The organism is Fibrobacter sp. UWB3, from assembly GCF_002210405.1.
Classification (GTDB): domain Bacteria; phylum Fibrobacterota; class Fibrobacteria; order Fibrobacterales; family Fibrobacteraceae; genus Fibrobacter.
Window position 1 is genome coordinate 89,324 of sequence record NZ_MWQJ01000007.1, and the last position, 23,435, is coordinate 112,758.

Genomic DNA, 23,435 nt, shown 5'->3' on the forward strand with positions numbered 1-23,435 from the left:
AATTAAAACATTACCCTGTACGGAATTTGCTTTTCGAATCGGCGACCTTTCAGGTCATGGAACGTGTTCTTGCGCATTTGAGGCTCGTTGCGGAATGTGTGGGCTTCTCGGAAAGCATCTCGAATTGCCGTTGTGGATTCTTGCGCCGTTTTGCTAGAGTCTTGTGCCGTTTCGCTGGAGTCTCGCGGCTGTTCCGGCGGCTCGCTTGCGTTTGCGGACTTTTCGACGAGTATTTCTACGCGGCCTGTGTATTCGGTGTTGTCGTTCCCTTTGACGGTGTACTTGAACGAGGCAAGTCCCTTGAAATCTTTGTCAGGGGTGAATCTTGCGGTGTAGCCGTCTTTCTGTAATTCAACCGAGCCGTTTTCTGCAGCCGATACGGTGTAAGACGGTTTTACTTCCTGGAACCCACGCGTGATCGTGCGCAAGTCAAAATCGAGCGTCCCGTTGCCTGCGACTTGTGCGTGCATCGCGCCGAGCCAGTTGATGTATTTTTCAATGCGCACGTAACCGTCGCTTTCCTTGGTCATGGCGTCGTCTTTTGCGGTGTCATAGCCCATTGCTTCTTCGAAGTAGTCCGGCATACCGTCTTTGTCGCTGTCCGTGGCGGCTTTCCCGGCGATGACTTCACCCCAGCCGTTGTTTGTTTTGAGGCCCATGGCGCCTACGGATTTTACGAGCGCGCCTTCCTTGCCGAGCGTGCCGACCTGGTGCCAGATAAGCGAATCAATGTCGTCGTAGGGGAGGACGCCACTTTGCGAGGTCACGTAGCGCCAGGCGCTTGCCGCACTCATCATCGGGCCCTTTGTCGTGAGCTCGTTCCACGGATTTTTCAGTTCTTCGCCAGGTCCCTGGTAGTAATAAATGCTTGTTGGCCCGCCATTGAGCACTCCGTCGCGGTTCTTGTCGATTAGGTTTCCGTTTGCGTAAATGCTCTGGTTTTTATCGACCTGAAACCACTCGTTTTTGCCTTCTGGACCATAGACAAAGTAGTTGTTCACGATGTCGTGCTTGAATTTTGCACTAGTGTGTGTCGTGTAGCCCGCTTCGAAGTTGTAAAGGATGTTGTTGACGAAAATGTCGTTAATCTTGTCGAGCGGATTTCTGTTGTGCGTATTCACGAAGGCGTTGTAGTACCACGCCCAAGTACCGTCAATGGATTCGATGTGGGCGCCGAACTGCTGGCCAATCGGGTTTGCAATGAGCGAATTCTGCACAGTGATGCCAGTGACACGGTAATCTGCGTTGTCCGAAGAGCCTCCGAAGTTATTCCACGGAGCAAGTTCTACCGAGCAATGGTCCACAATGACGTTTTTGGCGTCGTAGAGGTTGAGCGCGTCGTCTTTGGTGCTTGCCGTATTTTCTCCAGGTCGGATGCGCAAGTATCGGATGATGATATTGCTTTGCTTGCCTGTCGAAAGTTTTCCGCCGTGAATGGCGATACCTTCGCCCGGGGCTGTCTGCCCGGCAATAGTGATGTTCGACTTGATCGAAACGGCAGTTTTGATATTGATGATGCCGCCTACATCAAAAACGACAATGCGGTTCCCTTGGCTAACCGCATCGCGGAATGAGCCTGCGCCGTCATCGTTCAAGTTTGTTACATGGTAAACGGTGCCTGCGCGCCCGCCCGTAACGTTTGCGCCAAATCCCAGCGCTTCAGGAAACGCAAGCGGCTCGGCGCTTGCTTCTATACACCAAAACGATAAACAGAGCGCCGAAACCGCGAAATTTCGCTTAAAACCAAAATAATATCCCATAAACAACCTTTTCGAGGCCCCTGCAGAGGCCTCGATGTGTTTAAATTACATTCTATTTTGGAAAAAGCAAGATTGGTTAAAATAAAGCGTTGTCTGTGGACACCGGGGCGAAAACTTCAAGTGTTTATCGGCGTACGCCCCAGGACTTGTCCATCGTCATGTCCATTTTCTTTTGACCGGCAACATAGAGCTTGATGTGGAGCCTTGCGATATAGACGCCCGTTCCGACAAGCCTACCGCTTTTACTGCGCATGTTCCAAGCGAGGAATAGCCTTCCCTTGTTGGCGGCGCAGCCACCTTCACCGTAGACCTCAGCTGTGCTGCAAGATATTGTGCCAGAGGACTTGTCAATGTAATGTCCAAGATGGCTGTAATATCTTGTCGTGTACGCAAGGGTGACCTGGTCTGCGCTCATCAGCGTTTGTTCTGCCGTTCTGTAGCTAGAGATGTTGTCGGCCGTAATCGTTCCGTCCTTGATGGCACTGATGACATCCTTGCTGATACCGGCGCTCAAAAGATCGCTTTCCGAGATGGCTCCGCTAATGATTGCGGCGAATATGTCGCTCGTCGTAACATTCGAAGCAGGGATAATCGTCATGTTCGTTTGACGGCTTTCGTCAATGTTTTTCTGCTTCAAGTTGTCGATGGCGGCAATGTCAAGCGCGGTCAAGAGGCTGCTGCTCTTGTAATTCTCGGAAGTCAGCGCTCCTGTTTGGACCGCTTCGATGACGGTTGCGCTAATGCCGTAGGATTCTGTAACGATACCGCTTGCGATGTCGTCAAAGAGCTGCTTTAAAGCCTCAGCTTCGCTTATTGTAGAAGTACTGTAGACCGTATCGTCTTCGGCTTCGACAATGAGCTTGTCGAAGTAGGCGTCCAATGCAGAAATTTCCTTTTGGGTTTCTTCCTGAATGACTTTATAGATGTCGAAATCAATCAAGTTACCCTGTACGCCAAGCGAATCGCCGATTTGTTGAGCCGTTAAAGAATTGTCCGTAATTAAAATTGGCTGGGTCGTCTTTGTATTTGCAATAATGGGGTTCTCGGCAGAAATCGTCACCAAGTTGGGGCTTTCGACAGAAAGGCTCTGCTCACCCGTGATGAAAACCCAGGGGTTGTTCAAATGCGGGGCGTTATTGGACAAGTCGCGGGCACATGTCAGGTTCCATTCTGGCGCAAAGCGGATGAGGTCGCCGCTCGTCGGGATGGCATCGTCGTTTATGGATGCGGCGTAAACAAGAGTCATGGTGCTGCCATGCCCAAGAGCCGTAATCGGACTATCCGGAGTGGTGCTTGTACCATTCCTGTTGCATGTGAATTCAAACATGCTGGCATAATAAGCCCTTGTGCTGTCCGAAATTGCTTCACTGAACGTGAGGCTTAACAGGCGTCCTCCGCTATTGTTCTTCTGGCTTTCGGCAGCAAGAATGATGGGGCCGATGTGGTCTTCGACGGGGGTGTTTGCAATCTGGAAATGGTAGCTTTTGCGATCCGAGTCGACATAGGTGAACCATGTTGTCATGGAACCTGTATAGATTTCGGATTCACCGCCTGTAAACTGCTTGCTGCCAAAGCCACAAGCGGTTTCCGGTGCGCAATTCGCATTGGACGTCACAATGACTTCGTCGCCGTTGACGACGATACGGCTTGCGCCATATACGGGGAAGTTCTCACCGAACTTGAATTGCAAGGAGTCAAGGGTGCTGCCAGCGCCGACGACTCTGTCGAATTTTACATGCAGACTATCGCCTCGTCCATCGCCGTTTCTGTCGAAAATCTTGGCTGCAACGACTTGCGGAATCGGAGGTAATTCGAATTTGAGATTGACCCAATGAGATGCAGTTGCCGCAGCGCCTTGTGCGGTGAGCGTGGCGTTAGAAACTTCGCCATTGGCGCGTAGGTAGAAAGTGGCGTGTCCATCGGAATCGAGCGAGACGGTAGAAATCTTGCTGCCGCTTGCATCGAGAATGTCAATCAATGTATCCGAAACGGTCAAGTTGACTTTCTTGTTGTAATTGTTGACTTGAGCCCATTCTTCAAGGAACGAAATATGCACCGGGTATATTTCGTAGGCCAACTTGCCAATTTGCAATGTGTCGCCCGAAACTTCGTTGCCGAGAATCTTCCAGCTGGAATCGGCAAATGCGATGCTCGGAATGGAATAGGGCGGAACGACGAATTCTACCTTCTGCGTCTGCGAGGGGTCGGACTTGAGCGTGATTTCGATAAAGTAGTGTCCGGGGCTCAAAGCGTAATGTTCGGCGATGGCGGCAGAATCGATAGAGAATGTCGTATCGCTTGTAATGTTGATGCCTTCGTACCAAACGCCAATATTGAGATTTTCAGGTTCCGCAAGGGAGCCTCCAGAGAGTTTATATGTCGAATGTCCGCCGGTGGTGTCCATCAGCGCGTTCGCCGAGAAATCGCAAGAAAGGGCTTCCTTCTTGTTCGCTTGCCAAATGTCGTAATTCTTGATGTTATCTCGAATATCCGAAACCAAGATCAAGCTTGCTTCGGTCTTCAAGTCCATCGAAGTGCGCATTTTGAAGTTGCCTTGGTACTTGTAGCGTTCGGTATAGAAAATATGGAATGTATATTCTTTGCCTTCAACAAGCCCTAAGGTATCCAAGTCTACGGCACCGTTTCGACGGTCATGTACACCGCCAATATCAACCACTAATTTATTGTTGATGAATACCCAAACATCGTCGTCACCCAAGAATTCAAAATACTGGCCCCTTACATATTCAAATTTTGCCTGGACCTTCATGGATATACCGTAGTTATGGTATGTTCCGTCGCCAGCGTCATTGTTGGGGATTGAATCGTAATGCGGGTTGGGGATAGTCTTTGCGCTGTCCAGATATTGGAAGTCGTCTAACAAGAACATTCCGCCCAGTTTTTCGCCAGTCGAGCTATCGGCCTGCATGTCCATCTGGCCTCGCCAAATGCCATCGTCGTCCAAAATAAGAGTCAAATCCCTGCATGCTGCGTTGGTATAGGATATTCCGTTTTTCACCACCAGCGTTTCGGGGATAAACCAATGGTTTAAATATTCCGCATTGCGGCAGCTTCCTGCCCAATCGAAGGATTCGTTGCGAACGGGGACTCCGTTGGGGCCCAAGGTGCTTTCCACCATGCCCTGAATCGACTTTCCGATACTCGGGGCGTATTCTGTTCTGTAGTCAAAACCTTCGTACTCTTCGCCTTTTTGCCCTGCGGCGGGTACGGTAGGCCAGCATAAGTGAACGTTGTCGCCGCCGAAATCGGAGCTGATTCCGGTTCCGCCGCGGACAGTTGTGCCGCCAAGTGCTGCACTTCGCGTTTTGGGGTGGTATTTGGCTACATTCTTATAGCTGCCGTCGTACCAGTCAAACATCATGACGGGCAGCTTTTTGGTGGGGCAATCGCCAAGAACGCCGGGGTATTGCGTAAAGAGCTGTGGTGCGTCCCATTGATAGCTGCGGACCCAGATGGTGTCGGCGAGGGCGGCGACGCTGTCGAGCGAAATTTCGCTTCCGATATCGACTTTGCTGTTGACGACGCCTTCTGCGCCGTAATACTTGTTGCCGATGGTTTGCTTGAACGATACGGACAATCCGCTGTTGGAATAGTCCGCTTTGGCTTCGAACCAGCCGCAGTAATTGTCAATCTTGTGCATTACGGCTGCCGAATCGCCATTGACGTAAAGAATGGCGGATGTGTTTGTCCAGGGCGTCAGGAATCTAACGACCTTTTTGCTGGTTTTGGTGAAACTTGTCGAGCTTCTATCTTTATATATAGAAGAACTGCCGTTTGCGGCGTACACAGCGCCGACTGCGAACGATAAAAGAGCCGAAAAAAGGGCTTTTTTCAGAAAACCTTGATACCACATCCATATACCCCTGCAGAAAATCTGCGTTTGCTCCCACTGCTAGTTTCTGTCAATATATATCTTTAATTTCCTTTCGCCCGAAGAATCAGGTTTTGCCATCATCCATCGTGGAATAGTGAACCGGCTCTTAATTCCGGCTCCTAATTCCGAAATAACTTGACCCCTTTTTCCCATTTTACTACATTTGTGCCACTTTGAGAATAAATATCGCACAAAAACTTACTGATTCCGAAGACCAACGAGTGGTCTGGTCCCATGCCGACGCTCCTGAAATCTTCGACGAACTGCACCTCAAGGGCGATCTGGTAGCCGAGGTGCTGGTTAGCCCCGAAGGCAACGGCAAGTGCCTTGTGACCGGTACTATCTCTGGAGTGCAAACACTCACTTGTGTCCGCAGCCTGGATCTTTTTGACCGTCCGTTCGAAACCGAGATTGTTGTCGAGGTGGAACGCGGAGCATGCGCTGCACAGGAACTTCATGACGACGACGATGATGTTTTCGCCTACACGATTCCGCAGACACAGGACTTCGTAGATGTTTCCGAGTGCGTCCGACAGCTGGTGACCCTACAGGAACCCATTGCGCCCGTGAAAAATCCTGACGAAGATTTTATCTTTGTAACAAACAATCAAGCTGGCGATGGAGCCGATGCTGAAAAGCCGCTCGACCCACGCTGGGAAAAACTCAAAGCTCTTAAGAGCAAAATGGAAAACAGGAGTTAAAAATGGCAGTACCTAAGAGAAAAACTTCGACCGCTCGTCGTGACAAGCGCCGCACCCACTGGAAGATGGAAGTGCCGGCTATGGCTACCTGCGATCATTGCGGTTCCGTGAAGCGTCCGCATCGCGTGTGCCCGGTTTGCGGCTTCTACAACGGTGTGGAAGTTGTTGACATGAAGGGTGCCGAAGCTTAATCTAGGAGGAATCCGTGATCAAAGTTGCACTGGATGCCATGGGTGGCGATTACGCCCCGAGTGTTTGCATTGAAGGCGCCGTTAGCGCAGTCAAGAAAAACCCCAATATTCATGTGGTTCTCTGCGGACCGGAGGCCGAGGTCAAGGCTTCTCTCGAGAAGCTTGGTTACACCGGCAATCAGATTTCCGTAGTTGATGCTCCGGATCCTGTGGCTATGGATGAACATCCTGTCATGGTGGTCAAGAAGAAGCAACATTCTGGCTTGGTGACTTGCGTTGCCTTGCAGAAGAAAGGTCTTGTGGACGCTTCTGTCAGTGCCGGTAACTCTGGCGCTATGATGGCTAGCTGCCTCATGATCCTCGGTAAGACTTGCGACGAGTTCTCCCGTCCGCCTATCGGGGTTGCACTTCCGACAAAGGATCGCCGCATTGTGTTGGTCGATGGCGGTGCAAACGTTGATGAACGTGCTTCCACTCTCGTTGACTTTGCCATTGCAGGTTCTGCATTCGCCGAAGCTTACCTCGGAATCGAAAATCCGAAGGTTGGCCTCTTGAACATGGGCGAAGAAGAACACAAGGGCCCGGCGGTTCTCCAGGAAACATACCAGCTCCTCAAGTCCGCCCCGGTTAACTTTATGGGTAACATCGAAGGCCGCGACCTCATCGCAGGTAAGGCCGACGTTGTTGCGACTTCTGGCTATACGGGTAACGTTGTGCTCAAGCTCCTGGAAGGCTTCTTCGAAATGCACCAGGAAATGTTCGGCACAATCGACACTCCGGCTGGCAAGCGCTTTGCCGAAATGTGGGACTATCGCGCTACGGGTGGCGCCTTGTTGCTTGGCCTCAATGGTATTGGCATCATCGCTCACGGTCGTTCCGACGCTCTCGCTATCGAAAAGGCTGTTGAAGTGGCTGCCAAGTATGCCGAAGCCGACGTTGCCAATAAGGTCAACGCTCGCCTCGCTGCAATCAAGTCCGAGGAAGCTCCTAAAGCATAGCTTTTGTCTGCATTAAGACTTTAGTTGCAATTAGACGGATCTAGTGAACGCTAGGTCCGTTTCTTTTTAGACGAAAGAACGGACCTGCGGTCCTACAGACGAGAGAGTAGAGATTTAGCACTGTCATCCTGAACGTAGTGAAGGATCCAGTAAAGGTATGGGGGATTTAGGGTGCTTAAAAACTTACGTGCATTCCGATACCCGCTTGTGGGTAGAGAACTCCTATTAATGGAGCTATGAAAATTTGTGCGGTTTGCTTTCGCTTTTTATAGCGATCGTATTGTTGTTCTAGTTGTTCTAGTTTGCGAGTGTGTGCTTTTGATGCAAAGATATCGTAAATACCGTAAATCATCAATGGAATACCAATGACTGCTAAAGGAGCGATGATTGCGGCTCCGTTAAATCCTTCGTTGCTCTTAAAAGTTATTGCATTATAGAAAGCTATACCTCCTATAAAGGTCAATCCGCCTCCAAAACCTAGTGCTAGGCTTCCTCCCACTGGAGATATTTCGTTTTTTTCTTCAGCAATCAGTCTTTCATATATTGTTGTTGAATCTGTAAGTAGGTCAATTTTACGTTCATCAAAATTTGCAGCGAAGGTATTCCCTAGTAAAAGGAAAATGATTAGTAGCAATTGTCTCAAATAAAACAAAATCAGTAACCTCAAGAAGTCTCGTACAAATTTTAGAAAAAAGAATAGTTTCTTGAAAATTGAATGCTCTAACCACTAACCACTGTCTACTGTTTACTGCCTACATTCTTTCGTCTCTCGTCTCTCGTCTCTCGTCTCATTTATTATCTTAAATAACAAATAAATATGCTTTGGACGAACCGTCTGGCACCGGTGGTGTGACGGCTATTCTAAGCTTAAATCATTTGTATTCATCCATGACACTTAATGTCATACAGGAGGTCAATTTATAATGCCTACGAAGTCTATTGTGACTGGCGCATCTCGTGGTATCGGTCTTGCCATTGCAAGAGAACTTGCTGCTCGCGGCTCTGACGTTGTTCTTATTTCCCGTGGTGGCTGTCCGGAACAGGCAGAAGCTATCGCCAAGGAATTCGGTGTCAAGACGTTCACGTTCGCATGCGACGTGAGCAACTCCGAATCCGTGAAGGACGCTTTCAAACAAGCTATCGACGCACTGGGTGGCGTGGACTGCCTCGTGAACAACGCTGGCATCACCCGTGACGGCCTCGTACTTCGCATGAAGGACGAAGATTTCGATAACGTTATCGCAACGGACCTCCGCTCGACGTTCCTCTGCACCAGAGCCGTCCTCAAGACGATGATGGGCGCCCGCAAAGGCAGCATCGTGAACATTGCAAGCTTGAACGGTATCAGAACTCAGGCTGGCCAGGCCAACTACGCTGCTGCTAAGGCTGGTGTGATCGGCATGACCAAGTCCAACTCCATGGAATTCGGCTCTCGCGGCATCACCGTGAACGCTGTCGCTCCAGGATTCATCGATACGGACATGACCGCCGCCATGAGTGAAGAAACTCGTGCAAAATATGCCGCTCAGATTCCGCTTGGCCGCCTCGGTCAGCCGGAAGATGTCGCCAAGGCAGTCGCATTTTTGGCCTCCGACGATGCCAAATACATTACCGGACAGGTAATTGGTGTCGATGGGGGCTTGAACGCTTAACAACATTTTATTAAATTTGGACAAAACTTTTTCCCATGGAGAAAAAAATGAACGAAGAAATTTTCAAGAAGGTCACGGACGTGATCGTTGCTAAGTTGGAAGTCAAGGCTGAAGATGTCAAGCCCGAATCTGAATTCGGTAATGACCTCGGTGCAGACTCCTTGGACCGTGTTGAACTCGTTATGGCCCTCGAAGACGAATTCGATGTCGAAATCCTCGATTCTGACGCTGAAAAGTTCCAGAAGGTTTCTGACGTTGTTGCTTTCCTCGAAGCACACAAGAAGTAATCTAGTTTTACTTTAGCCCGCATCCGTTGGGCAAAGAAAGAGCTTTGGGTCCCCGGTTCCGCCGGGGATTCTTTTTTTACCGTCATCCTGAGCGAAGCGAAGGATCTATTATTTCTTGAACATACTTTGTCATGCCGGACTCCGTTCTCTTTGACCACTTAGAACTTTGACGCTTTGCGTCAGCATCTTCGGCTCAATCATGACAGTCTGCAAGCAGCCTGTCGCGACACTCGCCTTGAATGCAACTAGTTCTTATGTGGTCATGATCCGCGAATGGGGACGGCATCGCCTTCTCGTTTATGAAAGGGAGGTGCCCGTTCTATGACGGGCATGACAAATATGTAAATTGTACATCAGTCTAAAACTCATAAGGAGATTCTGTTGGAAGAACAAAACTTGCTCCACAAGATTCTTAAACTCTGGTTTCGCCAGAAGTCCGGTGACGGGCTTGAGGCTAAGCTTGGGTACAGATTCCGCGATCCAGAACTGCTGGCTCATGCACTCGTCCACCGCTCGTTCCTCGTCGGGAAAGATGTCCCGTACGCAAGCAACAACGAGCGCCTGGAGTTCCTCGGCGATTCCGTCCTCAACATGCTTACGACGGAATTTTTGTACAGGACTTATCCGAGCGATCCGGAGGGCGAACTCTCCAAGCGCAAGAGCGCGATTGTCTCGGGACACGCCTGCGCTCAGTCGTCCAAGGAATGGGACTTGAGCGAATATGTGAAAATCGGAAAGTCCGAAGCCAAGATGGGCGGTCGCGGCAAGGAAAGCATTCTCGCTGATGCCTATGAAGCTGTGCTTGGCGCCGTCTATCTCGATGGCGGTCTCGAAGAAGTCCGTGCCATTTTGAATAAGTTCCATTTCCCACGCGTGCAAGAAATCATCAGTGCAACCGACTTTGTGAACTACAAAAGCGAACTTCTGGAATTTTGCCAGGGCAAATTGCGCTGCTCTCCGGAGTACGTGATTGTCGGTGAAGAAGGTCCGGAACACCAGAAGGTGTTTACTGTCGAAGTGGTCGTGAACGGCAAAGCGTATGCCCGCGGTCAAGGCCCGAACAAGAAGAAGGCGGAACAGGAAGCCTCCCGCCTGTCGCTTGAAACGCTCAAGGCTGAAGCTGCCGAAGCCGATGCTAAAAAAGCCGCCGCACCCAAAGTCAAACAACCCGCGCACCATATCGGATTGCCGTAATTTTAGTAGACGGTAGGAAGTAGACTGTAGGAAGTGGCTCGTATGTAGAGCCTGCGCTGTCACCCCGGCCACCGTGCCGGGGTCGCCTTTTTATTATCTTGTCTCTCATGAAAACTTTCTCCCTCCGCTCTTTACTTGCCGTCCCGATGGCGGCCGCTCTCGCTTTTGCTCTTGCCGCCTGCAATGAATCCGGCGATTCCAAATCCGGCCAATCTTCGAAAAAAGGCACCGCCGTTTCCGAAGCCGATTGCCCGATTCTCCCGCTCGATTCTACGGCAACAGGCGAGTTCGACCCGATTGCCTCCAAGGAAGCCCGCGCTTGCGGTTCTATCACGCTTTGGGGCTCCGCCATGCCGAAGTCTTTCAACATGTGGGAAGACTACAATAGCTTCTCTGCTGAGCTCATGAACATGATGTTCGAACCGCTCGTGAGCCTGCATACCACCGAAGACCGCGAAGTCGGTATTCTCGCTGACAAGTGGGAAGTCTCCGAAGACGGCAGAACGTTCACGTTCCATGTGGACCCGCGCGCGAAGTGGAGCGATGGCAAGTCCATCACCGCTGAAGATGTTCAGTTCTACTACGACGTCATCATGGACGAAAAGAACCTCACGCCGATTTTCAAGGTGGGCCTCAGCCGCTTTGAACGCCCGGAAGTTGTCGATAGCTTGACGGTTCGCATGACCGCGAAGGAATCGCACTGGGGCAACTTCTGGGAAGCGGCTGGCATGCTTGCATTCCCGAAGCACGTGTGGGGTGGTAAGGACTTCAACAAGATTCGTTACGAATTTCCGGTCGTCTCTGGTCCGTACATTATCAAGACGTTCCGCGAAGACCGCTTTGTCGAACTCCAGCGCCGCAGCGACTGGTGGGGCTTCAAGAAGAACTGGAATCATGGCAAGTACAACTTCCAGAAAATCCGTTACCGCTTCATGAACGACCAGACAAAGGCGCTCGAAGCGTTCAAAAAGCAGGATTTTAACGCTTACGCCATTTACACGAGCAGCATCTGGATGAAGCAGACCGATTTTGATGCCGTGAAAAAAGGCTGGGCTGTCAAACAGCGCATCTACAACAAGGAACCGATTGGCTTCCAGGGCATGGCCATCAACCTCCGCAAGCCGCAGTTCCAGGATGTCCGCGTCCGTCGCGCACTTTCGTACCTCTTGAACCGTGAAGCGATGAATGAAAAGTACATGTACGGCCAGTACTTCCTCTTGAACAGCTATTATCCGGACCTTTGGGCGAATAACCAGAACCCGACGGCGCCTGTTTACAGCTACAATCCCGAAAAGGCCCGTGCGCTCTTTGCCGAAGCGGGCTACAAGGTGAATGGCGAAGGCGTTCTTGAAAAGGACGGCAAGCCGTTTGCCATCAACTTTATCACGAGCCAGGAAGATTTGCGCCATCTGACGCTTTTCCAGGAAGACTTGAAGAAGGTGGGCGTGGTGGCGACCATCGAACAGATGAGCCAGAGCACGCTCCGCAAGCGTTTGGACGATGCGGACTTTGACCTTTACTGGGTGAACTGGGGGGCTGGCCGCCTCCGCGACCCGGAAGCAAGCTGGATTTCTACGACTGCCATGCAGAAAGGCACGAACAACCTCGCTGGTGTTCAAGACCCTGTTGTTGATAGCCTCATCAACTTGCAGAAGACTGAATTTGACCTCGCGAAGCGCAATGAAATCTTGAAGGCGCTTGATAACCGCCTTGCCGAAATCGTCCCGTACGTGCTCATGTGGCAATGCGACCACCACCGCATCCTCTACTGGAACCGTTACGGCACGCCCGAAAAGATTCTTGACCAGTTCAACCGCGAAGATGCAATCCCCGTTTACTGGTGGGTCGATCCGGTCAAGTCCGCCGCTCTCGACAAGGCGATGAAATCCGGCGAATCGCTCCCGATTCCGCCGTTCGATATAAGATAGACGAAAGAACGGGCAGAGCCCTGCAGACGAGAGACGAAAGAGTGCGCTTCGCGCGCAGTTCCTCCAGCGTCGTCCTGAACAACTGCAATTTGTCGTCCTGAGGGCAAAGCCCGAAGGACCCAGTCAATTCTTGTAATTGCGCGAAACATTTTCCAAAACGCAAAAGTCCCGGCCATTGCCGGGACTTTTCATAGATGGATAAAGAATCTTTGATTAGAATTTAGCGATGATGCCTGCTTCCAGAGTGATGGACACCTTGTCGTTGCCGCCGCAAGTGTATCTCAGATAATCCTTGCCGAGACCAAATGTTGCGTTGGCGTCAAAGGAAAGCATTTCATTGATTTTGAATGTGGCGCCCAAGTACGGGAACACGCCGATATCGCCGCTCGTGTCGCCAGCCTTGTGTCCGTCAAGCTTCGGGTCGTTCAACAAAACCTTAAGGGTTGCACCAAAGTAGGGCGAAATAACCGGGGATACGTTCGGATCCAATTCTGCATTGAGACTCAATTCCATTGGCGGCTTAACCTTGTCGTCGCCTTCTGTTGTGATGGCAAGACCTAATTCTGTTCCGAGACCGACTGCACCGAAGTCCTGTGAGTACTGGCCACCGAAGTAGAAGGTCAAGCCGTCATCGTCATAAGCTTTTTTGCCAGTCGGGAATGTTACATCAAGGAAGCCGGCTACGTTCGGAATGATTTGGTAACGGGCACCGAACGTCATGTTCTTCATACGTTCTTGGTCTACATCATTGCCATCCCAACGGGTAACTACAGCAAATGGAAGGTTCAGGAAAAGTTCCAAATTCTGGACAGGAACGAAGCGGCCTTTAACGGCGAGGTCAAGTCCCTTCCACTTGTCCTGCATAGAAAAGTCTGCATTGAGTCGTGCTTCACCACTTTGAGCGGCCGGAACCGGGAATGTGCTGTAAGTTGCAAAGCTGGTGGATGCGAGGAGAGCTGCTCCCATGATGATTTTTTTTAACATAGTAATCTCCATATGAAAGTGATTTCTTTTAAATATAGATAAAAACTATGTAAAAAGAACAATTCCTGTAAAAAAAAATAAACCAGCCGAAATTTCGGCTGGTTTTAAAGTATATTAAACCAATTTATTTAGAACTTGAATTCGACGTCGACTACGAAACCGAGGGCATCGCCTTCCATACCAATTTGAACGCCGTTATCCTTAGCCTTCTTTTTCAAATCCTGGCTACGGGCGATAATCTGTCCATTGATGGAAATGTCGTCGGTTGCAGCCAAGCTTACACCCAACCAGAACTTGAACTGGTTAGACCAGTCATCGTGCAGGTCCACATCCTTGTTGCCATTGTAGTATTCAGACTTGAAGAGGCGCAGCCAGAACTGACCGCCGACCAAAAGCGTTACAGGTGCGGAGGGGAGGGTATAATCGAATTCACCGCCTAGGCGGAGTTCGAGACCTCTTTCTCTGTCGTGATGCTCAAAACCCCAGAACAAGCCTGCTTCTGTTCCGTATGCAGCACCCTTGATGGAACTGATGTCCTTATGATGCTGAGCACCAGCGTAGATATACATTTCATGGTTGCTCGGAGCTGTCGTTCCGTAACCTTTAGCCTTGTCCTTGCCGATGGGGAGGTTGAAGTCGAGGAAAAGGTAAAGTTCTGGGTCCAAGGCGAAACGTGCGCCGATTGCCAAATCCTTGAGACCGCTACCGCCTTCTGCGCAGGCGTCACAGTCGGTTTCACCCCAAAACTGGTAGCCAAAACCCTGTAAAGAAAGTTCAAATTGCGGTGTCACGTTCATACGGGCGGCGACTCTGAGGCCCATTTGGGACCAGTCATCGTCTGTGTCGTAGTAAAGACCAGCCTTAAAAGAACCCTGACTGTTTTGCAGAAGACCAAAATAGTCCCATGTTGCAAAACTGTATGTGGCAATTACAGCTGCCAAGAGAATGATTTTTTTAAACATTGTTGCTCCTATGAAACACCATAAATGGATGCCCTCAATTTAGCAAACCCAAAGCTTTGATGCAATTAAATATTTGTAAGTAAATCTTCATCTCCGTGTTGACTGTCACAATTGATGCTTTTTACTTACTTTGACGGTTGCCAAAGCTGTCTTAAAAATTATTTTTACAAGTAAAGAGGCTTGTTACAATCTGTCGTTCCCGCCTCCGAGCGGGAATCTCCATTCAAACGGGTTGTGTAACTTGCAAAAATTAGAGGGCTTGAATGAATTATTTAACTCGTCTACTGCTTGGTTTAGGTTTGACCATCCCGATGGCCGTTTGGGCTCAGCCGGCTGGTCCTGCAAAAAAATATCTGAACCTTTACTATAAGGATAATGCCCTTTATCTAGGTCAATACAATCAAAATTGTAAAACCGGAAATTCTACTAATTATGGTACTTGTGTCAAATCCGAAGAAATAAAAGCGGCGCTCCCTGTTCGCGGTGCGTTTTATAATGTGATTAGCGGAAAATGGGTGGCAGCATCGGCGAATGCCTCCCAATACCAAGCTACAGATCTTTATCTTCTTACGGATATTGACTTTGGCCAGACTCTTGGTGTGGATGGAAAATGTTCGGAAAATCATGCTTTTTTGCCCTTCTTTGGTAAAACTTTCAATGGACAATACAAAACCATTTCGAACCTTTGCCGTGTTGACGATGGAGCCATGAGAAAGGCTTCTAGTCAGTCGCCTGCAGGTGTTGGTTTATTTGGGGATATATCTGGAAAAACCGTAAAAAACTTAAAGATTTCCAATGTTCATTTTATTGTTTCTGATAAATATGCGAATGGAGATCCTGCATCAACGGATGCAGGCGATTACCATGCGGTAGGTGCTCTTGCTTATCAGATTTCTAAAAGTGAAGTGTACAATATTCAATTAAAGAATATTGTTATTCAAGCTCCTCTAGCCGGTGGTTTGGCGGGGTATATTGAAAATTCGACTGTTTCCGGTGTTTCGACTATTGACGATTCGTTTATCCGGATTTCGAATGAACGTCAAATTGAAACTGGCTATATCGGAAGCTCGGTTACGGTATCGGGGATGAATTTTTCTGTATTTAGTCCCTACAAAGTGCTTTTGGGCGGTCTTGCTGGTGCTGCTTTCTTTGTGGATATCGAGAATGTCGGCATTGCAGTTCAAGTGGAAAATAAGGTGGCTGTAGATCAGTCTTCTTTGGGCGGACTCGTCGGTCTCTATGTTTACGCACCCACGAAACAAACTTTCAGTGGTACGAATCCTAAAAATTCAGAAATCAAAAATATCAAAATCCACGAAGCCTCTAGTGAAAATAAGCTTGTTGTTTCTGGCGGTGTCGCTATGGGCGGTGTGTTTGGTGCTACCAAGAGGTATGAAATATACGCGTCGGAGGTTTATGGCCTCTACGTAAATGGCGTCAATGTGACAAGACTGAATATAGGGCAAAGTTCGGTGTTGATTGACAACGCGACCAAAGCCAAAACAATGTATTCCGGTGGTGTTGTCGGAAATGCAAGTCTTTGTAATGGCGGTATTCTGAAAATTACAGAAACAGAAGTAAAAAATTTAAATATCAATGAATCTTTGTCTGAAAATGGTGCCTTCCAATATTATATGGGTGGTATTGCAGGGTTTGCCGCTTGTGATAATGTGAATAATTCAGGAAATCGAGATGACTTGTTCTTGACGCTTACTGCATCTAAAGCGCATGGAAAAATTAAGCTGCAGGGAGGCTCTTCTGAAGAGGATACAAAACCGAAGGCACGCGCGTCAGCTGTGATTGGCGGCCTTGTCGGAAATGCAATTGTTTCTCTTGAAGAAAACAGCACTGCAGGGGATAGTTCGGAAGTTACGATTAACTACACCGCCAAAAGGGCGTCAGGTTTGACGGATGCTGATTCTGTGATTGTGGGTGGCGTTTTTGGCGCCGTGAGCAAGTTCAACCGTAATACAATCAATAAAGTTCGATTGTCCGGCTTATCTTATAAAAGCTCTATTTATATCGAAGATGACGGTATTACGGCTCGTGCAGGTGGCATTGTAGGCGAATATCCTCTGATTTTATCTGGGGAACCCAAAATTGATTTTGAGAATGTCCATGTAGATTTTTTGGGTGGATCGGTTGTATCGTATGAAGGGGAAAATGTTGCCTCTGAAAATACGTCTTCATCGATTGGAGGACTTTGTGGAATATGCCGTACACCAGAATTAATTAGTCGTAGCTCTGTTCGCGGTTCATTTACGGGAACTTATGCCGTGTCGACGCCCCCGCAAAAAGATTTCTATGTCGGTGGACTCGTTGGCGAAGCGAACGTTCGTGCTCCAGCAGAAATGATTGTGAAAAATAACTATCATATCGGGACGATTGCTGATAAGTTTAATGGTGAAAAGGGACATGCAGGCTATCTTTTTGGCTATATGTATGGTAACGGACTGGGTAATGAGCCGATAATGATATCGAACTATCATTATGGAGCCGATACTATTGGTGCAATCGGTTATTTCGATGATTATGGTACATTTAGAGATATTAAGTATTTTAATGAAAAAGGTTTCAATAAGTTTGTTGCTAAGAACAATGTTCGCGATGGCTCTGAAGAAGATTTGCAAAGTGGGGCAAATGGGTCTGTTAAGAATGGCATTGTTACTATGAATTACATGCAATCTCAAAGTTTTGCAGATTTCTTGAACAGTGCGTGGACGGATACTGGAGACCAGGTCTGGGTGTATAAAAACAATTTTCCGACCCTAGTTGATCCTGAGGATGTGGGCAATTCCAGTTCAAGCTCCGGAAATACTTCAAGCTCTTCGAGTTCTGCGAACAATGGTGTTTCCAGTTCCAGCAACGAAGAATCTTCTAGCAGTTTCGAAAATTCCTCCTCGTCTGAATACGGTTCATCCTCTTCTTCGAATGTGACTTCTTCTTCGTCTTGGGGCGAATCTTCCTCGTCATCTTGGAACGGAGGCGAATCGAGCAGCAGTGTTGGCAATTCTTCGAGCTCTTCAAGCGCAGGCAATGGGGATAGTTCGTCTAGTTCTAGTGCAAATAACGAAAACTCGAGTTCTAGTAACGAGGGTTCTTCAAGCAGTATTGCAAACTCCTCGTCGTCAGAATACGGTTCATCCTCTTCTTCGGATATCGCATCTTCTTCGTCATCTAGGAACGATTACTCTTCGTCATCCATAAACGGGAAGTCATCATCTTCTTCAAGTGAAACGATAAAATCTAGCAGCAGTTCTAGTGTAAAATCAAGTTCAAGCAAGGGTAGTCGCTCTAGCTCTAGTAACTATATCTATGAAATTGCAGAACCGACTGCGAAACAGGATGGCAATGCGCTTCGCATGACTTTGGTTGATGCAACAACCGCTGGCAAATTTGAAAAGGTGGATTACCATATTCAGGTTGTCTCTGAAACTGGCGTGTACCTCGATACCGTTGTTAATGGAAAATCCGTTGAAAATGTCAAGAACGGCACTTGGCGCCTTGATCCGTCGCCTGTAGGTGAATATACAGTAACCTTCACGCTTACGGATGGCGTTGATTCTGTCAGCTATGATAAAAAGTTCGTCACGGAAAAAGAAAAGACTTATATTCCGCACGCTTGGCAGACGCTTTCGCTGTATGCCCTTTGCCAAAATGATGGCGATGATTGCGTGAATCAGGTGGAAAAGCTTTTTGCCCGCCATCGTGATGGGGATAATTCGGTTGCAACCACTTCTGTTTATTGGTGGGATGAATCGAACCCGGTTGGCGATTTCTGGCAATACCGCAAGTTCAGTGTGAAGGATAAGTTCGATTCTACTCGCGGTTACTGGTACGGCTCCGTTGATAACGAGCCGCTGGTGATGAGCTTGCAGACTCCAGATACGAACGATGCTATCGTTTGGAAACTTGAAAATAAGTATTCTGGCTGGAACCTCGTGGCTAATCCGTATGGCTGGTATGTGAAGCTCCCGAAAGAAAAGAAACTTAGGTTCTGCCAGTGGAATGCTGAATCCAGCGATTATGAGGAACCTGATGTCCTTGGACCATATGAGGCTATCTGGGTTCATACCGAAAAGCCTATGACGTATCGCATTCCGTTGAAGGCAGCAATTGTTCTCGAAGAAGAAAAGAAGGCTTTGAGCAAGAGCGCCGATTCTGAAAACTGGAATCTCCGCGTCGTCCTTTCTGATAATAATGGCAAGCGCGATTCTTGGAATGAACTTGCTGCAGGGAAGGCTGCTTCGTCTCTGGGTGAACCGCCTGCCGGTATGGGTGACCGCGTAAACCTCTCCATTGTCGATGGCAAAAAGCGACTTGCCAAGAGCGTGAAGCAGAATGCCGACGACCTCGAATGGGATCTCGAAGTGAGCGCAACGAGCACTCGTGATGGCCATTTGAACTTTGAAGGTCTCGAAAGCGTTTGGGCGAAGGGCTTGCGCGTGTATGCGACGGTCGATAACGAAACGGTCGAAGTCGTGAAGGACAGCCCGGTGGACGTCAAGCTTGCTTCTAAGGCTAAGAATGTCTCTGTTCGAGTGACCAAGAGTGCAGTAGCTGCTAACGTGGCGAAGAATCTCCTCAAGGGATTGCACGTCGGTCAGATGTCTAACGTGCTGAATGTCGGTTTCGATGCCGCCTCCAAGCTCGCTGGTGCGAATGTGAAGGTCTCCGTTGTGGGAATCGATGGTCGAATCGTTGCAACGGATAGGGCAATCGCCCGCGAAGGCTCGAACGCCATCTCCATGAAAAAGCCCAAGCAGGGTGTCTACTTCGTGAAGGTCAAGGTCGGAAGCCAGAGCGCCGTCACCCGCGTTATGGTCCGATAAATCAGTCTAGCCGAACGCAAGTTTAATTACTAAATTTGCGCTCGTTATGACAAAAGCAAAACTCATCAAACTCATTATTGCATCGGTGCTCGCCATCGCTGCCCTCTTCGTCCCGTACGAAGCCCTCGGCTTCGTTGGTGACCACGCGTTGAACACTCTCGAAATTCGCGTCATCGCAATCTTTGTGATGGCTGCCCTTTTCTGGATTCTCCAACCGTTCCCAATCTGGTCCACCTCCATGTTCGTCATCGTGTTGATGATCCTTACGCTTTCGAACTCGGCTCTTATCCCGTTCCGCGTGGAAGGTGTTGAACCGCTCAAGTTCAAGGACATCATGGCAACGTTTGCCAACCCGATCATCATGCTCTTCTTGGGTGGCTTCTTCCTTGCTTCTGCCGCTTGCAAGTACAACATGGACAAGAACCTTGCCCGCGTGCTCCTCAAGCCGTTTGGTAAGGATCCGAAGTGGGTGCTCCTTGGCCTCATGATTATTACCGCTGTGTTCTCCATGTTCATGAGCAACACCGCTACTGCTGCTATGATGCTCGCTATCCTCGGCCCGGTGCTCAAGCTCTTTGATGCCAACGACCGCGGTAAAGCTGCTTTTGCCCTTGCCATCCCGCTCGGTGCTAACATCGGTGGTATGGGTACTCCGATCGGTACGCCTCCTAACGCCATCGCTCTTGGCGCTCTCCAGTCCAGCGGCTTCAACATCTCCTTTGGCCAGTGGATGGAATTCGGTGTTCCGTATGTGATTGTTATGATGATTCTTGCATGGTTCTTGCTCCTCAAGCTCTATCCGATCAAGATGAAGGAAATGAACCTCGATATCGAAGGTGCTGAAGGTTTTGACAAGAGTCCGCGCGCTATCATCGTTTACGTCACCTTCGCTGTTTGCGTACTTTTGTGGGTGACCGGTAAGAATGTCCATGGCCTCAACGACAACGTGATTGCTATGATCCCGATGGCTGTGTTTGCTTTGACAGGCGTGATTAATAAGAAGGACCTCAACGAAATGAGCTGGGACGTTCTTTGGCTCGTGGCTGGTGGCTTTGCTCTCGGTCTCGGTTTGCAGCAGACCGGTCTTGCCAAGGACCTCATCAACGCTATTCCGTTCAACACCTGGTCTCCGGTCGTTCTCATGGTCGGTTGCGGCTTCATCTGCCTCTTCATGGCAAACTTCATGAGCCACACCTCCACTGCTAGCTTGCTTGTTCCGATCTTCATCGTCGTGGCTGTGAGCTGCAAGGAAAACCTCGCTCCGCTCGGTGGCGTGACCTCCTTGATGGTCGCTGTCGCATTCGCAAGCTCCCTTGGTATGTGCCTCCCGATTTCTACGCCGCCTAACGCACTTGCCCATGCAACGGGTTACACGGATACGCGTGGCATGGCTATCACGGGTATCGTGATGGGTATCGGCGGTCTCGTGCTCTCCTGGATCATGATGTTCGGCCTTTCCAAGGTGAACTTCTTCGAAGATCCGGCTGAAGCTGCCGCTGCTCCGGCTGCTGCCGCTCCGGCACCTGCCGCACCTGTTTATGCAAAGCCTGCCGAAGTTGCTGCTCCGGCTGAAACAATCGCTGAACCGGCTGCTGTCGCCATCCCGGCTGACTCTGCCGCTAATGTCGTTGTTTCCGACAGCGCTGCTGCTAAGTAATTAAGAATGTCTCTCCGTCTTGTCATCCCGGATTTATTCCGGGACGGGGGCGCCATCTACGAAAATCGCTCGGGTAACCCCCGAGCCTTTTTGTTTTTACGGCCTGCGTGTTTTGCCCTGCGTTTTGCACGGCTCGGCGACGGAAAAATAAGCAAAAAAAAAGCCTCGCATTTCTGCGAGGCTCTTTCAGTGGTCGATACAGAACTCGAATCTGTGACCTCTACCATGTCAAGGTAGCGCTCTAACCAACTGAGCTAATCGACCATTAAGGTAGCCCAATATTAGAAAAAGATTGAGCGCTTGTCAAGGGTGGTGGGCGATAAAATTCAAAAAAATTTAAAGAAGTTTGCCCGTTATTGGTCTTCTTCGGCAATCCAGTAATGCATACGGCCTTTGAACAGGATTGGAGGGAGGCTGTCGTTGCATTTGTCGTTTCTGCAATCCTCGAAATGCAGGTTTATGGTCGCTGTCCACTTTGCGTTATCTTTTTGGTCGATATTCACGTAATTGCTATCGCCCTTGATATATGCTTTGGGCGAACCGTTGACTTGAATCCAGGTGTAGCCCGGTATTACGCTGTTTTTGCCAAGTCTGGGGTCGTTTATCATAATGCTCAGCTGGTCGTGACGAGAACTTCGCTTTGCGGGAATCGTTATGAGCAGATAATGGTGCTGGTTGCGTATAAACGGAATCTCGACATCGTTCCTTTCGAGTTCCTGATTTATTTCGGTACTGTCATTGATGCTGTACTTGATAAATCCGCCACCTTTGACTTCCCAGCTGTCGTTGATGCCGCTACAGGCCGTGAGGCTTGCAACGATGAACGGAACGAAAAATTTAAAAGAACTCGAGAGCATTTTGTTAAGATGAATAATGAGAATCCAGTTAAGTTTTAAAATAGAAAAAACGCCGGGCTTAGATACCCGGCGTTCTCTAGTTTCTTGTCTAGTCTTATGCTCGACCGTCAACGCTGTTTTCGTCAGCTTGAGGCGGCTGCTGGTTCTGCTGGGCGAGGCGCGGGTCTTCGAGAATGTACAGCGGGAGTGCTGCAAGTTCTTCGTTATCGACGACGAGTCGCACAATGTACTTGTCCGGACGCTTGAACTGCAAACGCTGCATGTTCAGGACCATGTTCACGGCTGCGGTGTCAAAACCCTGGACGACCGGCATAAGGTCGATTTCGGACTGCATCGGCGGAACAATGGCATGTCCAACAACGTCTTCAATCGAGAGGCTCAGCTGGTGTGTGCCTGCTTCGGAACGCTGGTAGCGCAGGCGGAATGCGGCAGAACACTGCGGAATCACAAGCGGGAACTTAGCGAAAATTCGGTCAAATGCTCCAAGGATGTTCAAACGGCCACCGGCATCGTTAGCAGTGGCGGCATCACAGATAGCAGCAATTTCAATATTCATTATGGGGTCTCCAAGTATTAGATAAATGTTTAACTAAATTATAATTATATTCCGAAAAAGACGAGGATTTTATGCAAGAAATTCCACTTTGGTACTGGTTAATTGTGTTTTTTGGCCTTGGCGCCTGCGTCGGGAGTTTCTATAACGTCATTGTTTACCGTATGCCGCGCGGAATTTCCCTGATCAACCCGCCTTCGCACTGCCCGCTTTGCAAAAAGAGGATCCCGATCCGCTACAATTTGCCGATTGTGGGCTGGCTCTGGCTACGTGGCAAAAGCGCTTGCTGCAAACAGCCGATTAGCATCATTTACCCGATTGGCGAAGGCCTTTGCGGCTTGCTCGGGGCGCTTGCGCTTTATGCGGCGGCAGGCTTCGGAACGGATTTTTCTCGACCGGTCTTGTCGCCTGAGGTTTGGGCCGATGCCGCGGCGTTGTTCTGGCTTTTGCTTGGTGCTTACCCCGTTTGTGCTGTTGACTGCAAGTACAAGCTGATTCCCGATTCTATCTCGGTCGGCGGGATTGTCGCTGGTTTATTGATTTCGCTCGTGCCGGGTGGCATAACGCCTCTCCAGAGCTTGATTGGGGCTGTTGTTGCTGGCGGCGGGCTTTATCTGCTCGGCTGGATTGCAACAAAAGTGCTCAAGAAAGATGCAATGGGTTTTGGTGATGTCAAGCTGTTGGCTGGCTATGGTGCGCTTATGGGCGTGACGGGCGCTGTGGAAACGCTTTTAGTGGCTGCTCTGCTTGGCATTGTGGTGATGGTCCCGTATGGGATGATTGCTGCGAAAAAAGCGGCCCAAAATAAGAATAGCGAGGAAGCCGGGCAAATTCCTTTCGGACCGTTCCTCGCCATTGCTGCCCCGATTATTTATCTCTGGGGCTCAACGCTTTTGGACGCTTATTTAAAGTACGTTCTAGAGTAATGAGTATTAGCACGTCATCCTGAACGCGAAGCGTGAAGGATCCAGTAAAATTATTCGC

17 protein-coding genes and 1 tRNA gene are annotated in these 23,435 nt (G+C 49.3%); 10 read left to right on the plus strand and 8 right to left on the minus strand.

The window, feature by feature from the left end; translation table 11 throughout:
* Positions 1-2 precede the first annotated feature (2 nt).
* Both B7991_RS09240 and B7991_RS09245 read right to left on the minus strand, forming a co-directional pair.
* Positions 3-1,760, minus strand: a complete 1,758-nt coding sequence (locus tag B7991_RS09240) for an Ig-like domain-containing protein (RefSeq protein WP_088630566.1) — start codon at positions 1,758-1,760, stop codon at positions 3-5.
* 124 nt (positions 1,761-1,884) lie between these two features.
* Positions 1,885-5,634, minus strand: a complete 3,750-nt coding sequence (locus B7991_RS09245) for a fibro-slime domain-containing protein (protein ID WP_088630567.1) — start codon at positions 5,632-5,634, stop codon at positions 1,885-1,887.
* Positions 5,635-5,828: 194 nt separating this feature from the next.
* Between B7991_RS09245 and B7991_RS09250 the strand changes: the two genes are divergently transcribed.
* The 3 genes from B7991_RS09250 to plsX are packed head-to-tail and all read left to right on the plus strand — an operon-like array spanning position 5,829 to position 7,545.
* Positions 5,829-6,356: a DUF177 domain-containing protein gene (locus B7991_RS09250; protein ID WP_014546668.1), complete on the plus strand. Its 528-nt coding sequence runs from the start codon at positions 5,829-5,831 to the stop codon at positions 6,354-6,356.
* A gap of 2 nt (positions 6,357-6,358) precedes the next feature.
* The gene (rpmF, locus tag B7991_RS09255; RefSeq protein ID WP_014546669.1) at positions 6,359-6,547 is read left to right on the plus strand and encodes a 50S ribosomal protein L32; all 189 of its coding nucleotides are present in this window, start codon (positions 6,359-6,361) and stop codon (positions 6,545-6,547) included.
* 14 nt (positions 6,548-6,561) lie between these two features.
* On the plus strand, positions 6,562-7,545 hold the full coding sequence (gene plsX, locus B7991_RS09260; protein WP_088630568.1) for a phosphate acyltransferase PlsX: 984 nt from the start codon (positions 6,562-6,564) through the stop codon (positions 7,543-7,545).
* Positions 7,546-7,720: 175 nt separating this feature from the next.
* Here the strand turns inward: plsX and B7991_RS09265 are convergent, their stop codons facing one another.
* Positions 7,721-8,212: a hypothetical protein gene (locus B7991_RS09265; RefSeq protein WP_088630569.1), complete on the minus strand. Its 492-nt coding sequence runs from the start codon at positions 8,210-8,212 to the stop codon at positions 7,721-7,723.
* Positions 8,213-8,468: 256 nt separating this feature from the next.
* Between B7991_RS09265 and fabG the strand changes: the two genes are divergently transcribed.
* The 4 genes from fabG to B7991_RS09285 all read left to right on the plus strand — a co-directional run bounded on the left by fabG (position 8,469) and on the right by B7991_RS09285 (position 12,606).
* Positions 8,469-9,197, plus strand: coding sequence for a 3-oxoacyl-[acyl-carrier-protein] reductase (gene fabG / locus B7991_RS09270; protein WP_088630570.1), 729 nt, complete (start codon positions 8,469-8,471; stop codon positions 9,195-9,197).
* 47 nt (positions 9,198-9,244) lie between these two features.
* Positions 9,245-9,484: an acyl carrier protein gene (gene acpP / locus B7991_RS09275; RefSeq protein ID WP_014546672.1), complete on the plus strand. Its 240-nt coding sequence runs from the start codon at positions 9,245-9,247 to the stop codon at positions 9,482-9,484.
* 381 nt (positions 9,485-9,865) lie between these two features.
* Positions 9,866-10,678, plus strand: coding sequence for a ribonuclease III (gene rnc, locus B7991_RS09280; protein ID WP_088630571.1), 813 nt, complete (start codon positions 9,866-9,868; stop codon positions 10,676-10,678).
* Positions 10,679-10,785: 107 nt separating this feature from the next.
* A complete protein-coding gene (locus B7991_RS09285) occupies positions 10,786-12,606 on the plus strand; it encodes an extracellular solute-binding protein (RefSeq protein ID WP_088630572.1) in 1,821 nt (606 codons plus the stop codon).
* Positions 12,607-12,819: 213 nt separating this feature from the next.
* Here the strand turns inward: B7991_RS09285 and B7991_RS09290 are convergent, their stop codons facing one another.
* Together B7991_RS09290 and B7991_RS09295 are read right to left on the minus strand one after the other, a co-directional pair.
* Complete coding sequence (locus tag B7991_RS09290) at positions 12,820-13,590, minus strand: transporter (RefSeq protein ID WP_088630573.1); 771 nt, start codon at positions 13,588-13,590, stop codon at positions 12,820-12,822.
* Positions 13,591-13,718: 128 nt separating this feature from the next.
* Positions 13,719-14,552 carry a hypothetical protein gene (locus B7991_RS09295; RefSeq protein WP_088630574.1) on the minus strand — a complete coding sequence of 278 codons (834 nt, stop codon included), beginning with the start codon at positions 14,550-14,552 and terminating at the stop codon, positions 13,719-13,721.
* A 263-nt stretch (positions 14,553-14,815) separates the two neighbouring features.
* Here B7991_RS09295 and B7991_RS09300 point away from each other — a divergent pair, with 263 nt between their 5' ends.
* Complete coding sequence (locus B7991_RS09300) at positions 14,816-19,384, plus strand: T9SS type A sorting domain-containing protein (RefSeq protein WP_088630575.1); 4,569 nt, start codon at positions 14,816-14,818, stop codon at positions 19,382-19,384.
* Positions 19,385-19,430: 46 nt separating this feature from the next.
* Entirely contained in the window at positions 19,431-21,041 is a 1,611-nt protein-coding gene (locus B7991_RS09305) for a DASS family sodium-coupled anion symporter (RefSeq protein ID WP_088630576.1), read from the plus strand.
* Between the two features lie 190 nt (positions 21,042-21,231).
* Here the strand turns inward: B7991_RS09305 and B7991_RS09310 are convergent.
* The 3 genes from B7991_RS09310 to B7991_RS09320 form a co-directional block, all read right to left on the minus strand.
* Positions 21,232-21,305 (minus strand) — tRNA-Val (locus tag B7991_RS09310).
* Positions 21,306-21,394: 89 nt separating this feature from the next.
* Positions 21,395-21,898 (minus strand): hypothetical protein, encoded by a 504-nt coding sequence (locus B7991_RS09315; protein WP_088630577.1) that lies wholly within the window; start codon positions 21,896-21,898, stop codon positions 21,395-21,397.
* Between the two features lie 94 nt (positions 21,899-21,992).
* Positions 21,993-22,454 (minus strand): hypothetical protein, encoded by a 462-nt coding sequence (locus B7991_RS09320; RefSeq protein WP_088630578.1) that lies wholly within the window; start codon positions 22,452-22,454, stop codon positions 21,993-21,995.
* A gap of 71 nt (positions 22,455-22,525) precedes the next feature.
* On the opposite strand from B7991_RS09320, the gene B7991_RS09325 reads away from it, so the two are divergent.
* Positions 22,526-23,377, plus strand: a complete 852-nt coding sequence (locus B7991_RS09325; RefSeq protein ID WP_088630579.1) for an A24 family peptidase — start codon at positions 22,526-22,528, stop codon at positions 23,375-23,377.
* Positions 23,378-23,435: the final 58 nt, after the last annotated feature.

Coding starts and splice junctions, on each gene's coding strand:
- B7991_RS09240 (WP_088630566.1), bottom strand. CDS start 1,760: ATGGGATATTATTTTGGTTTTAAGCGAAATTTCGCGGTTTCGGCGCTC.
- B7991_RS09245 (WP_088630567.1), bottom strand. CDS start 5,634: ATGTGGTATCAAGGTTTTCTGAAAAAAGCCCTTTTTTCGGCTCTTTTA.
- rpmF (WP_014546669.1), top strand. CDS start 6,359: ATGGCAGTACCTAAGAGAAAAACTTCGACCGCTCGTCGTGACAAGCGC.
- fabG (WP_088630570.1), top strand. CDS start 8,469: ATGCCTACGAAGTCTATTGTGACTGGCGCATCTCGTGGTATCGGTCTT.
- acpP (WP_014546672.1), top strand. CDS start 9,245: ATGAACGAAGAAATTTTCAAGAAGGTCACGGACGTGATCGTTGCTAAG.
- B7991_RS09285 (WP_088630572.1), top strand. CDS start 10,786: ATGAAAACTTTCTCCCTCCGCTCTTTACTTGCCGTCCCGATGGCGGCC.
- B7991_RS09290 (WP_088630573.1), bottom strand. CDS start 13,590: ATGTTAAAAAAAATCATCATGGGAGCAGCTCTCCTCGCATCCACCAGC.
- B7991_RS09295 (WP_088630574.1), bottom strand. CDS start 14,552: ATGTTTAAAAAAATCATTCTCTTGGCAGCTGTAATTGCCACATACAGT.
- B7991_RS09300 (WP_088630575.1), top strand. CDS start 14,816: ATGAATTATTTAACTCGTCTACTGCTTGGTTTAGGTTTGACCATCCCG.
- B7991_RS09305 (WP_088630576.1), top strand. CDS start 19,431: ATGACAAAAGCAAAACTCATCAAACTCATTATTGCATCGGTGCTCGCC.
- B7991_RS09315 (WP_088630577.1), bottom strand. CDS start 21,898: ATGCTCTCGAGTTCTTTTAAATTTTTCGTTCCGTTCATCGTTGCAAGC.
- B7991_RS09320 (WP_088630578.1), bottom strand. CDS start 22,454: ATGAATATTGAAATTGCTGCTATCTGTGATGCCGCCACTGCTAACGAT.
- B7991_RS09325 (WP_088630579.1), top strand. CDS start 22,526: ATGCAAGAAATTCCACTTTGGTACTGGTTAATTGTGTTTTTTGGCCTT.